Raw genomic sequence first — 13,820 nt, forward strand, 5'->3', positions numbered from 1 at the left:
CAGCCTTTGAATATGCAGTGGGATTCTTATGCGTAAATTCAGTCTGTTCATCCTTATAAGTTGTTTGCTAGCCCCTCTCTCTTACGCTGAAGATGGCTACGATATGTGGCTGCGTTATCAGCCGGTCGCCAATGACAGTTTGCGACAAGAATACCAGTCACAGTTTCAGCAAGTTATTGCGGAAGGAAACTCCCAAACCATTAAAATTGCCGCGAGCGAATTGCAGCGCGGCTTGTCGGGATTGTTGAAAAAAACCGTTGCACAAACATCTAATGTTAATGCGATGGGCGTTGTTATAGGCACTCCTGCGAATTCGAAACTTATAGCATCACTTAATCTTAAAAAACGCTTGGCGTCGGTTGGTGATGAAGGTTACCTGATCCAAAAAAGTCGCATTGGCAATGCTGATCAAATTGTCATCGCAGCTAACACAGATGTAGGTGTGCTTTACGGTAGTTTTCATTTGCTGCGTTTGCTGCAAACAGAACAATCGCTAAATAATATTTCTATCGCTAGCTCACCAAAACTGCAATACAGAGTCGTGAACCATTGGGACAATGTAAATCGTTTGGTTGAACGTGGTTATGCAGGTTTATCTTTATGGGATTGGGGAACCTTGCCCGAATTGAAAAGCCCACGCTATGAAGATTATGCGCGCATCAATGCATCGCTTGGTATTAACGGCACTGTAATCAATAACGTGAATGCTGATCCGCGTTTAATGAGCGATCAATTCCTGAAAAAAATTGCAACGCTTGCAGAAGTATTTCGTCCATACGGCATCAAATTATATTTATCGATTAATTACAACGCACCGCGTGCCTACGGCGATTTAGACACGGCGGATCCACTTGATCCACGCGTCCAGGCTTGGTGGAAAGCGCGTGCAGAAAAAATATATTCCTACATTCCCGATTTCGGTGGCTATTTAGTTAAAGCCGATTCTGAAGGGCAACCTGGTCCGCAAGGTTATGGCCGCAATCACGCCGATGGTGCCAACATGTTGGCTGATACTTTAAAACCTTTTAAAGGCGTGGTGTTTTGGCGAGCATTTGTTTATCACCCCGATATTGGGGATCGCTTCCGCGGTGCTTACGATGAATTCACACCACTGGATGGCAAGTTTAAAGAAAACGTTATTCTGCAAATTAAAAATGGTCCCATTGATTTTCAGCCGCGCGAACCTGTATCACCGCTTTTTGGTTCTTTGAAAAAAACCAACATGATGATGGAAGTTCAAGTTACGCAGGAATATTTTGGTTTTGCAACGCATCTTGCTTATCAAGGCCCTTTGTTTGAAGAGGCTTTGAAAACAGATTTGCTGGTAAAAGGTAAGGGGTCAACTTTAGCGAATATTTTGAGCGGGCAATTAAATAAAGCGACTAATAAAAATCCGCGTACAGGTATGGCAGCGGTTATTAATCCCGGTACAGATCGTAACTGGACTGGGCATCCCTTTGTGCAATCCAGCTGGTACGCTTTTGGCCGTATGGCGTGGGATTATTCGCTGACATCTGACGCAATTGCAGATGAATGGTTACGTATGACATTTTCGAATCAGGAAAAATTTATTGCACCTATTAAGAAAATCATGATGGATTCGCGCGAAGCTGGAGTGAACTATCGTTCGCCATTAGGCTTAACGCATTTGTATTCGCAAGGTGATCATTACGGCCCTGCGCCCTGGACAGCAGACATGGGGCGTGCTGATTGGAATGCTGTTTATTATCACCGCGCGGCGGAAGATGGTATTGGTTTTAACCGCACCGCGACAGGCTCAAACGCTTTGGCACAATATCCTGCCGAGCTTGCCAAGCAATATGCGGATCTCAATACAGTGCCAGAAGATTTAATGCTGTGGTTCCATCATTTGCCTTGGGATTACAAAATGAAATCGGGTAAAACCCTGTGGGCGGAGTTGGTTGATAAATATTATTCCGGTGTTACACAGGTGCGTACTATGCAAACCGAATGGAATAAAATGGAAGGCCAGATTGATGCGGAGCGATTTGCGCACGTGAAAGCATTGTTGGCAGTGCAAGAACGCGACGCAGTCCGCTGGCGTGATTCTTGTGTGGTATATTTCCAAAGTATTTCCAAATTGCCGATTCCAGACGGTTATGAAAAACCTGCTCATGATTTGGAATATTATAAAATGTTGGCGCGTACAACTTATGTTCCAGATCCATGGCATCCGGCGGGCGCAAGTCGTGTGTTGAAATAAGCGGCGACAAAAAAACTAAGAAAGTAATTAAAAATAGGTCAAACACAACTGACAGGTAAATATGATGAAAAAAAATAAAATCGTGTTGAGTGTTTTATTAAGTAGCATATTAGGTGCATCTTGCACTTACGCGGCGGATGCAAGTACAGCATTTAAATGGCCAAAAGGTCAAAAGGCGGCCGTGAGTTTGTCTTACGATGACGCGCTGGATTCGCAATTAGATCACGCGATTCCAACGCTGAATAAATACGGTTTAAAAGGTACATTTTATTTGCAGCTTTCAAGTCCTACGATTGATAAACGTTTGCCCGAATGGCGAGCTGCAGCAAAGAAAGGTCACGAGCTGGGGAATCACAGTTTGTTCCATCAGTGCGCAAAATCGAAACCGGGCCGTGATTGGGTAGAGGCTGGGCGCGATCTTGATAAGCTGACAGTTGCGCAAATGAAAGATCAAGTTGTTCTTGCTAACACAGTGCTTTATGCAATTGATGGTAAACGCGATAGAACTTTTACTGCGCCATGTGTTGATAAAGAAGCTGGCGGTCAGAATTATATTAATGCAGTGAAATCTGAATTCGTCGCTATTAAATTAGAAAGCGGTGGCGTTACGCCTGATATGAATAAGCTTGACCCTTACGCCGTAGGCGTTGCGTTTCCGGCTAATGTGACTGGGCAACAACTTATTGATATCGTTAAAGAGGCTGCTGAAAAAGGTACTATGGCCAATTTTACGTTTCACGGTGTGGGTGGCGATCATTTAAGTGTATCTGCAGAAGCGCATGAGGAACTCATCAAATATCTTGCCAAAAATAAAAATATTTATTGGGTGGATACTTTCGTGAACGAAATGAAGTATGTAAAAGCGCATCAGCAAAAATAATTGTAATAATATCCATCTAAATAAAAAGGCAGCTTTAAGGCTGCCTTTTTATTTGGGTCTTTAGCAATCAATCAGGCATTACAAATAAAACCGAAGTGTTCTTTGCAATCTGTCCTGATGTTTGAATGTTCCAATTATTTTTTAGCCGCTTTTAAATCATAAGTTGCCGTTTTTGCTGCACTTGCTTCAGTTGTAACAGGTGCAGGTTTTGCTGTGTTGCTATCGGTGCAAGTGATTGAAAGGTTGGTTTCATCTTGTGCGACACTTACTGAGGAAACACTGACTTCTTTGGAGAAATAGAAAGGCTTGTGCATGCGCTTGCCTGTTGCCAATCCAGATGCGGAATCTCGCGGAGAAACAATACTGCATTCATATTTTCCGTCTACAGCGGTACTTTTCCCTTGGGCATCAACAACAGCAACTGTGTAGGTATCTGCAACCAGGCTGGGAACTGTGCAGGCACCGTTAGGGCAGCTAACAATTTGTGATGAACCTTTACTGCCTTTAATTTGTAAGTAACTATTTAATGCAGCAAAAGATGAAGAAGAAATAAAGGTTGCCGCTACAGCGAAAGAAATCAGATATTTTTTCATGATGGTTTTCTCGATTATTTTTGCTGCATCGATTGATGTAGCAAGCCCAATACAGGAGAAGCAAGTTTAGATTAGCAATTTATTTATGAAGCGAATCTGAACGCCATTCGAAAAGAGTGCCTTTGTACAAAAGTGTGATGCTCAACACAAACGACTTAAGCCGGAGGTAAATTTGAATGTGTTGTTTATTCAAGGGTTCAATGATTCATGGATCCAGGGATGCACTGTAAGAAGCAATAGCAATAATATCGTCAGCATTTAAATTTTGTACTGCTAACTGCATAGCTTGGCGGGCCGAATTTTTACGCAGGCCCAATTTAAAATCGTAGATTTGGCGAGTGATGTAACTGGGTGAGCGCCCGGCGAGTGCCGGAATATTATTGTCACCGCGTAACTCCTTCCCGTGACAACTGGTGCAAGACAGATTTTGGTTATTGTTTTGCACAAGCTTGCGGCCTTTTTTAATGCTGCCTTTGGGTACGTAGGCCGTGAAGGTAGTGCGCGAATCGCGACTGATAAAATCATCTAGCACATCAGGCACTTCAATAATGCGTTTGCCTATGGGTTCAGTTTCCCCCGTATCGGTTTTTGCCAAATGCCAACCGCGTTCAAAGGTTTTTGGTACTTGGTTGGTTTCAATGACCCTAATATTTTTGCGCGGTTTTAATGACGAAAAATAAACTGCAGCAGCTTCAATATCGGCATCACTTATGGCCTTCGCAACTATTAACATATTCGTAACTGGTGCTCGATCCGGTACTGAACTTTTGCGTGCACCGCTTTTAAAGTCTGCCATCTGCTGCACAATATAATTTTTGGGCAAGCCGGCGAGAGATGCATTTTCAGGTCCGCCAGGCCCATCGGCTCTGTGGCAAAATCCGCAAGCATAAACATCGGGTTTGCGTCCCTGCGCAACCACGTCAGGTAAGGGTGCGTGATCTTGCGGGTGCCAATCAGGGGCAAAAAATAAATCTTTTACTTGTGCGAACGTATAGCTAAGGTCGCTGTTTGGAACATGGCGTATGCTGTTGTCATTGGGTTGCACAATTGAGTTGGGAGGGTTTTGCGCGTAGGCCCATTGGGGCGGCGTTTCGATGGCGAGCGCGACATCGCAATATAATAAACTGTATAACAAAAACGTTAATTGTTTCATGATGTTCTTATTCTTGTGGCGTTACATGGGTTTGGATTTTTATCCCTTAAAACAAAACGCCCTCAATGGAGTTTGAGGGCGCGTATATCATAGGCAGATAATGCTGTACGTGGGTTGGTATTAATAGAACTTTACGCATTCCCTGCGCTAATCCAAGCGGTTATTGGTTTTGGGCGTTCAATACCAGTTGACCATCTTTCACGGGAATTTTTTGGCCCGGATCAAAAGACATTCTCACTACAGACTCTTTATCTTTCAAGCGGAAGGTTACGTCGTAACCAGTGATGTCTTCACGTGTTTCATAAGTTGTTGAACACACGTTTTCCACGGTGGTGTAGGTATCGCTTTTTTGCATATTGTTTTGCACGCGATCACCCGCATAACCACCTGCGACAGCACCCGCAACTGTAGCGACTTTTTTTCCATCGCCACCGCCAACCTGGTTCCCCAGCACCCCACCCAACACTGCGCCGATGGCCTTACCTGCAACGCGATTTTGATCTTTTACAGGTCGTTGGTGCACAACGGTTTTATCGTGGCATTCTTCATGGGGGATTTTTACTTTTTTGGTGATGGGCACAGTTTTTATAACATCGGCGTGATCAGGTTCTTTAAGAATTTTATAACCTGCAATTGCTCCGCCTGTTGTCGCTATGCCTATACCTAATACAGTACCAATCAACATTGATCTGTTCATAAAATTTTCTCCTCTGTCTCAAAAAACTATTTACGCCTTAATCTAACGCCTTTTTTTCTTAACAAAACCTTAATAGTGAAATACAAAAGGAAAACTGAGAACCGCTTTGCATTTTGGGTGGGCGGTAGATTTTGTTAATTTGAGAATAAAGAAATGCTCTAGCTGCATCGGTTCGCTTGCGAACAGATGCGACAAAATGTTGTATTGAGTGAAGAGGAGTAGCTTTACGACACTAGGGATTTTTTTCGGTTTGTTCTACATAGATGAGTTTATTGGTATCAAAACCCAAGGCCGCAGCCTTTGCCAGCATGCTAGCTTTAACTTCGCCAGAAATGGTAGGTGTTCTTGCAAGTAACCAGAGGTTGGATTTGCTAGAGCTTGTTACCAAAGCGTATTGATATTGCTCATCCAGATCAAAAATAATGTAAGAGCTGTAAAATGGTCCCCAAAAAGACACTTTTAAATAGCCAGTATTTTTGTCCTCTACAAAATAAGCTTTACCTTCTGACTCACGCCATTTTCCTTTTGCAGAAAGATAGCCACGATTCAGGACTTTAATTCCTCCATCATCGCGCAAACTGTAGGTTGCTGTGACCTGGTTCAAACCTTTTTCATGGTAGTAATCCAGGCGTGCAATTTCATACCAGGTGCCTAAATATTTCTCTGCCTGAAAGTTAGTAATAGGCACAACCTTGTCAGGTTTACCCAAGCAGCCTGCAAGCGACAATGCAGCAACAGAAAATATGAGTACTGAAATAAGCCTTAACTTTTTCATACCAATGCCTCAATCAAAACGAGAGATTGAAATTATGATGCGCGCTAGGAATGGTTAAATCTGTTGGTTATCGTACGTATTGAGAGGAGGGACGCTGGCGGTTGGCTCGTGTTTTGTTTGCCGATTTTGGACGAGAGTTTTTGCGGATTAACAACTTAATTTGGCGGAGGATTGTTTGTCCAAGCGGCATCTGGTTGCCAATTTGCAACCCATTCAGGAATTGCGCTGGCGGGCATGGGGCGAGCAATACCGTAACCCTGGGCGAGTTCGCAGTCGTGCGCGAGCAGTAAGTGTCCGTGAGCTACGGTTTCGACACCCTCGGCGATTACTTGGCGGTGGAAAGCTTTCGCCAAGCCGATAACGCCTTTAACAATGGCCAGGTCATCGGGGTCGTCGAGCATATCCCGTACAAAACTTTGGTCGATTTTAAGAAGCTCGGCGGGCAATCGTTTTAAATAGGTTAATGACGAGTAGCCAGTGCCAAAATCATCAACCGCAAAATGCACACCCAGCTGACGACATTGCTGCATGAGATCAGCAATATCTGTAATGTCCTCAAGCGCACTGGTTTCCAGTATTTCCAATTCCAGGTTTTCGGGCGGTACATCTGAATGGGCAGCGAGCTGTTGCCGCAAGCGGTCAACAAAATGACCTTTCTGCAGTTGGAATGCGCCCACGTTTACACTCACTGGTAAGTTCAGCCCCTGGCTCCGCCACTCGCTCATTTGAAAGAGCGCTTGATTGATAACCCAATCACCCAGATCAATGCTAAAGCTATGCTCTTCGATGATTGGCAGGAATGTGGAAGGTGGAAGCAACCCGCGTTCGGGATGCTGCCAGCGAATCAACGCTTCAAGCCCGATGACTTTGCCGCTTCTCATATTAACCTTGGGTTGGTAATGCAGCACGAATTCGCGTTTCTCGAGCCCTTGGCGAATATGGTCGAGACTTTCGCGATGGGTTTTAACGGCTACATCTTTTGCAACATCAAACAAATGAAAACAATTTTTCCCGGCTTGTTTAGCTAAATACATAGCTTGGTCAGCATGCCGCATTAACTGATCTGCGTCTGCACCATCTTGCGGGTAAATGGTAACGCCGATGCTGGCAGAAACACGAAGGGGATCTTTGTTCACCACAATGGGTTCGGCGGCAGCTGCAAGCAAACGCTGCAATATGAGTTCGTAATCCCGGTTGTGTTCCAGGTCAACCAAAATGACGATAAATTCATCGCCGCCAATACGCGCCAGAGTATCGCCTTCGCGCAAAGCGTCACTCCAACGTGCGGCAACGGTTACCAGTAGTTGGTCGCCCACATCGTGGCCATGGTTGTCGTTAATGCTTTTGAAGCCATCGAGATCAATGTAAAGCACGGCCAGCGAACTCTGCACGCGATGGGAATGTGCTATAGCTTGCTTGAGGCGATCGCCCAGTAAAACCCGGTTGGGTAATCGCGTCAGGGCATCGTAATGCGCAATATATTCCAGTTGTTGCTGGTGCTCTTTTATGGGTGTGATATCGGTAAAGAGGCTAACGTAATTTGCAGGTTTTCCGGTGCTGTCTGTAACTGTGCTAATAGTTTGCATTTCTGCAAATATTTCACCGTTCTTTCGCTTGTTCCAAATTTCTCCTGACCAAAAACCGTTTTGCGCCAGATCACTCCACAGTTGTTTGTAAAAGTCAGGGGAGTGGCGTCCTGATTGCAAAATGCGTGGATTTTGGCCGATGACTTCCGCGCGGGTGTAGCCGGTGATCTGGCTAAAGGTTTCGTTAACATCAACGATTTTAGCCTGGGCATCCGTGATCATGATGCCCTCACGCGCGTGCACAAACACGCTGGCAGCCAACTCCAAACTGGTTCGATCTTTACTTTTTTCAATGGCAAGTGCCGCTAGTCGCGCTTCGGTTTCGATTAACCGAATATCGACTGGTGAAGGTTCACACGGGCGGTGATGATAAATAGCGAAGGTCCCTAAAACCTTGCCTCCAGACGACAAAATCGGCTGTGACCAGCAGGCCTCCAGCCCAGCTTCCAGTGCAACCTCTTTGTAGCTCGACCACCACGGATGGGTGCTGATATTTTCGACAATCACTCGTTCGCCTGTGAAAGCGGCAGTGCCACAGGAGCCGCGCCCCAGGCCTATAGTTTCACCGTCGATTGTCTTGATGAAGGCGTCGGGCATGCTCGGTGCTGCACAATGGTTCAGGTGCTGGCCATATTCATCCAGTAACAGAATCGTACAGCGCATGCTCGGGTTTATGTATTCAATATCCCGGGCCATGGTTCCGAGTAATACATCGAGGGGTATTTTCTCTGCCATCATCCCTAAAATTCGGCTTTGATGCTGTTGGTAGAGCTCAGTTTGTTTGCGCTCGGTAATGTCCTGCACCGTACCCATCATGCGATGGGGGTGGCCGTTTTTATCGCGCTCAAGATTGCCGCGCCCATTGATAAAGCGCACGTTGCCATCGGGGCGAACTATGCGAAACTCCAGCTCAGTCGCTGCCTCACCAGTAAGGCATTGATTCCACCATTGGGTGATAGCAGGGCGATCCTCCGGGTGGATAACACTGAAAAAAGCCTTTCGGGTGGGTGTGAAATGTTTGGGATTTAGGCCGTATATGCCATAGGTTTCATCTGACCAAATCACCGAATGATTGATTAGATCCCAACTCCAGCTGCCGATATGGGCAATCCGTTGGGATTCTGAAAGCAGGTTTTCCTTTTCTTGAATGAGCTTTTCTTTGAGCTTACGTTCAGTAATATCTTGATAGATACCCATGAATTTAACGATTTTGCCGTTTTCGTAAGTTGGTATGCAGGTAGTGCGAATGGCTATTTTTCGGCCTTTGAGAGTGTACTTTTCTACTTCCAGATCAAATACTTTTCCCTCCTCCAACGCCGCTTTAAGTGCTGCGGCAATAATCGGGCGGGATTCCGGTGTGTAATATTCAAGATTGTCTTGCAGGCTGGGGTTGAACTCTTCCGGTGTGGTGTCGTGAATGCGGTAGGTTTCTGCGCTCCAACGCAAGGTGCGCGTGGCGACATCCATTTCAACACTGCCAACGTGAGTAATAGCTTGAGATGTTTCGATTAGGCGATTTTGTAAATACAAATCAATTTCGCGTGTACGCAATTCGTCACGCTGTAATTTCAACGCTGTTTGGTAAATTTTGATTTCGCGCTGGAGTTTTAATTCGGCCGGATCTGTAATGCTGTCGTCAAAATCCATTTGACTATCGATGTGTGCTTTGGCTCGTCGGTAAAGCTCAATAAAATCTGCAGGAATATCGGACTTCATAGCTTCCTATACCATTAGCCAGCTCATGGTTTTCTTGCATCGTCGTCATGCCACCAAGCGCCCTTTGATTTAAAAAATATAGCATTCTAATAATACACTGTCGAAATACTAAACTATTTGGCTGGCAATAATGTGTCTGTATGTAGACTTAGTCGCTATATTCACAGGGCGTAAGCTTAAACCGGCGGCTATTTCCACTTTTAATATAGATTTCTGATGACCTAGGTTGCGGCTAATAAAACTGGAGTATCAATGACAGATCGAATTCGCAAATAGTGGGGTCTTTGGCCGCTAAATTGTGGAAAATCCAATCGAGAGACCTTATAGCCTAATTGCTCCATCACCTCTGCTAGTTTCCTTGTCCACTCAAAGCTCGTAATCAAACCGGGGTTTTGCCGGCGTAAGCCTTTATTTTTTTATTCGTTGGGCGAAAATCCAAGCTTGTCGCAGGTAATCCGCATCTCCTGCGACAATTTGTCACATTCCCTCAACTGCTCAAAATAATTAAAGTAGTTGGGAGTTTGCAAATGGAATCGATATGCAGTTAACGTCTATTTACTTTAAGCAATTGGGCTTAATAAGCTTTTCACTTTTTACGCTGTCATCCGCGCTTGCTGACGAACCACTTTTACAACTAGCAATAAATTCTACAATTGAAGAAATGATTGTAGTTGGCCAAAAAGAGGCGCCAATTACCCTGGAGCCCCGTGGGTTGGCTGTCTCATTGGGTGAAGAACAATTTGCGGCGACTAATGCGGCAAATGTAGAAGATTTAATGAAATACGCGCCTAACTTTTTTGTGCGCAAACGCTACATTGGCGATGCTAATGCCGTGCCCGGTTTTCGCGGCACACACTCAACACAATCCGCACGTTCATTAGTATTAGTTGATGGATTTGTCGTTTCAAACTATTTAGGCAATTCATTTGGTTTTCCTCCCAAGTGGGGCATTGTTGGCCCTGGCGAAGTGCAACAATTCGATATAGTTTACGGCCCTTATTCTGCGCGCTACGCGGGAAATTCTATGGGCGGCGTTGTGTCTATTACGACACGGGCGCCAGAAAAAAATGAAGCTTTTCTTTCGCTACAAGGTTTCTCCCAGCCTTACCAACAGTACGGTACAGATGAAACCTATAAAGGTTACAGTTTTGAAGGTGGTTTCGCATTAAAGCAGGATGATGGCCCTTTATCTGTGCGCGGTAGTTATCGCCATTTTGAAAACAAAGGTCAGCCCATGAGTTGGAGCCAATTAACGGCTTCCAAAAAAACAACGGGCGTTGCGGTGACAGGTGCAGTTAACGATAAAAATTTGATAACGCAAACCCCGATTTTTGCAGCAGCATCTTCAGATGATAATAGGCAAGATCAGTTACGTTTACGCGGCGATTTAGATTTTGACAATTGGAATTTGCAAGCACTCTTGGTGTATTGGACAACTGATTCAGACACTACAAATCCTACCAGTTATTTACGTGATGCAAATGACAATGCGATTTACAGTGGTACCGTTAACATCAATGGAAAATATTGGGATACAAGCGCATTAAATTTATCGTTCACTGAGCGTACAGAAATTCTTGCAGGTTTGAGTGCAAAAGGTGAGCTTGCCAGTTGGAATGTTTCCGCAAATCTTTCGCATTTCTGGTTTGCTAAAGCAGAGACATTTACCTCTAACGGATATACCAATGGCATTAACAATGGCGCAGGCACCTTTACCGAGGTTGATCCATCAGGTTGGTGGACTTTAGATGCAAAAGCCACGCGCGAATTTGGCATCCATGAAATTACCCTGGGGTTGAGTTCAAATCGCTACGAAACCGATAGTATTAGTTACAGCACCAGCGCATGGCGTGAAGCGGCGAATCAAAAATTTTCCATTGAGCCTGCGGGGAAATCGAGTTTATCGGGATTTTTTGTCGAAGATGAAATTCATGTGCGCGATCATATAAGTGTGACCGCAGGTGTGCGTCTTGAACAATGGAAAGCGTTTGATGGCAGTATTAACCAAGCCACTGCAGTAGCGCCCAATTATTACGATTCACGTAAAGAAACCGATACCAATCTATCGCTGTCATCGCAATGGAACTTTGCAGAAAAATGGTTAGCGCAATTAAGTCTGGCAACGGCAACACGTTTCCCTACCGTAGGGGAATTGTTCCAGGGAAAATTTGATTCTGTGGGGGTGTTTGACCCAAAAAGTTTTGATCCGAATTTACGTCCTGAAAAATCGCAAGATGCCAATTTTATTTTACGCCATGAATTTTCCAAGGCGAGAGTCACCGGCAGCGTATTTTATCAAGACGTAGATGATTTTATCTTTTCATTTGAGCGTTTGGATGCTGGTGTTAAACGAACATCCTTTATGAATATTGATCGAGTTCGCCAAACAGGTGTTGAATTAATTGTAGAAACTTATGATTGGTTAGCACAAGGTTTGAGTGTGGATTTCAATATTGCCTACATTGACGATAAAATTTTGAAAAATCCGCTTTTGGTGGAGTCTGAAGGAAAACAATTTCCGCGCATTCCTTATTGGCGAATCAATAGTCAGGCGCGTTACCAATTGGCCGATGCATGGCGGTTATCAGGCGGTGTGCGTTATAACTCCCGGCCCAATAATAATTTGGAGGCAACCCAACGCGGCGATACATTCGGCTATGCTTCAGAACAACTGATTGCAGATGTACGGCTTTCGTGGCAAGCCAATGAGTCGACTGAATTAAGTTTTGGTGTCGACAATATTAACAACGATAAAGCATGGGCGTTTCACCCATTCAATCAGCGAACCTACTTGATGGAATTGAAATGGAAGCAGTAAGCGCATCTGATAAAAAGTCAAAGCAGCTCTATCGAACCTTATGGCGCTGGCATTTTTATGCCGGCGTTTTTGCTATTCCTTTTGTAATCATTTTGGCAATTACGGGTTCACTGTATTTGTTTAAGCCACAGCTAGATGCAATTCACGACGCACCTTATAGAAATTTGGCGTTAAATGGCGATCGTTCCACACCGGAGCAGCAAGTTGCAGCCGCAATTGCTGCGGTGCCTAATTCCAAATTCGTGGCATACGAATTACCGCGTGAACAGAGTGATGCCGTCAATATTTTGCTTAATCAACATGGTGAAAAAATTCGTGCGTATGTTCATCCAAATAATTTGCAAGTGTTATTGGTTGAACAGGAAGAAAAACGTTTTCTTCGCATAGTTCATGATATTCATGGTGAACTATTGCTGGGTAAAACGGGCTCGATATTAGTTGAGCTGGCAGCCTGCTGGGCAATTGTATTGGTGCTCACGGGTATTTATTTATGGTGGCCGAGAAACGCAAAAGGCATTGCAGGTGTACTTTATCCCCGGCTTTCGTTCAAAGGCCGCTTGTTTTGGCGTGACTTGCATTCGGTAATTGGAATTTGGATTTCGTTTTTTGTATTGTTTTTATTGCTCTCAGGCTTGCCTTGGACTTTGGTGTGGGGGAGCGCATTTAAAGAGGTGCGCGAACTTACGGGAACATCTGCTGTTCAGCAAGACTGGGTGAATGCTGGCCGAAAAAATACGGCTGATCAGCACAGCCATGATCATTCCGCACATGAAGACCATGCGGAGCATCAAGCAGATATGAATGGAGTAAATACAAAAGCAGCTTCATTAAACAAAATTGTAGCGGGCGCGCAAAATTTGCAACTGGCGTATCCCGTTTTAATTTCACCGCCTTCTGCAAAGTCACCCGATTGGTCCGCGAAATCCAATGCACAAAACCGACCTTTACGTGCGGATGCCTACTTCAGTGCAACCTCAGGTGAATTAACCAGGCAGCAACATTTTTCGCAACGCCACATGATTGATCGTGCCGTTGGCATTGGTGTTGCCGCTCATGAAGGCCAATTGTTTGGTTGGTTGAATCAATTATTGGGCTTGCTGACTGCGATGGGGTTAATCGCGCTAAGTATTAGCGGTTTTATTATGTGGCGTAAACGCGCGCCGCAAAGCGCCTTAGGTGCGCCACCTGCGATGCCGGAAGCTAAAATTGGAATGGGCTTTGTGATAATTATTTTCGCAGCTGCAATTTTATTGCCGGTATTAGGCGCGTCCCTGATTGTCATTTTTCTATTGGAAAAAATTCTATTTTCTCGCTGGACTAAAGCGAGGATCTGGTTGGGCTTGTAATTGTTTTTCTTGATTGGCTGCCCCAAATGGGG

9 protein-coding genes are annotated in these 13,820 nt (G+C 44.8%); 4 read left to right on the forward strand and 5 right to left on the reverse strand.

All coding sequences use genetic code 11. The annotated features are described in order from the left end of the window. Positions 1-28 precede the first annotated feature (28 nt). Positions 29-2,224: an alpha-glucuronidase family glycosyl hydrolase gene (locus IE104_RS11485; protein WP_189418687.1), complete on the forward strand. Its 2,196-nt coding sequence runs from the start codon at positions 29-31 to the stop codon at positions 2,222-2,224. Positions 2,225-2,288: 64 nt separating this feature from the next. Then, positions 2,289-3,104: a polysaccharide deacetylase family protein gene (locus IE104_RS11490; RefSeq protein WP_189418689.1), complete on the forward strand. Its 816-nt coding sequence runs from the start codon at positions 2,289-2,291 to the stop codon at positions 3,102-3,104. 134 nt (positions 3,105-3,238) lie between these two features. On the opposite strand, the gene IE104_RS11495 is transcribed toward IE104_RS11490, so the two are convergent. The 5 genes from IE104_RS11495 to IE104_RS11515 form a co-directional block, all read right to left on the reverse strand. Then, complete coding sequence (locus IE104_RS11495; protein WP_189418691.1) at positions 3,239-3,697, reverse strand: hypothetical protein; 459 nt, start codon at positions 3,695-3,697, stop codon at positions 3,239-3,241. A gap of 205 nt (positions 3,698-3,902) precedes the next feature. Next, a complete protein-coding gene (locus IE104_RS11500) occupies positions 3,903-4,850 on the reverse strand; it encodes a c-type cytochrome (protein ID WP_189418693.1) in 948 nt (315 codons plus the stop codon). A gap of 160 nt (positions 4,851-5,010) precedes the next feature. Beyond that, entirely contained in the window at positions 5,011-5,547 is a 537-nt protein-coding gene (locus IE104_RS11505; RefSeq protein WP_189418694.1) for a glycine zipper 2TM domain-containing protein, read from the reverse strand. A 232-nt stretch (positions 5,548-5,779) separates the two neighbouring features. Then, a complete protein-coding gene (locus IE104_RS11510) occupies positions 5,780-6,322 on the reverse strand; it encodes a lipocalin family protein (protein ID WP_189418696.1) in 543 nt (180 codons plus the stop codon). Between the two features lie 155 nt (positions 6,323-6,477). Continuing rightward, positions 6,478-9,624 (reverse strand): bifunctional diguanylate cyclase/phosphodiesterase, encoded by a 3,147-nt coding sequence (locus IE104_RS11515; protein ID WP_189418697.1) that lies wholly within the window; start codon positions 9,622-9,624, stop codon positions 6,478-6,480. Between the two features lie 538 nt (positions 9,625-10,162). Here IE104_RS11515 and IE104_RS11520 point away from each other — a divergent pair. Together IE104_RS11520 and IE104_RS11525 are read left to right on the forward strand one after the other, a co-directional pair. Next, positions 10,163-12,442, forward strand: a complete 2,280-nt coding sequence (locus IE104_RS11520) for a TonB-dependent receptor (RefSeq protein ID WP_189418699.1) — start codon at positions 10,163-10,165, stop codon at positions 12,440-12,442. Then, positions 12,430-13,788 carry a PepSY-associated TM helix domain-containing protein gene (locus tag IE104_RS11525; protein ID WP_189418701.1) on the forward strand — a complete coding sequence of 453 codons (1,359 nt, stop codon included), beginning with the start codon at positions 12,430-12,432 and terminating at the stop codon, positions 13,786-13,788. Before IE104_RS11520 ends, IE104_RS11525 begins: the two co-directional genes overlap by 13 nt. Positions 13,789-13,820 lie beyond the last annotated feature (32 nt).

This window comes from Cellvibrio zantedeschiae, from assembly GCF_014652535.1.
Lineage (GTDB): Bacteria > Pseudomonadota > Gammaproteobacteria > Pseudomonadales > Cellvibrionaceae > Cellvibrio > Cellvibrio zantedeschiae.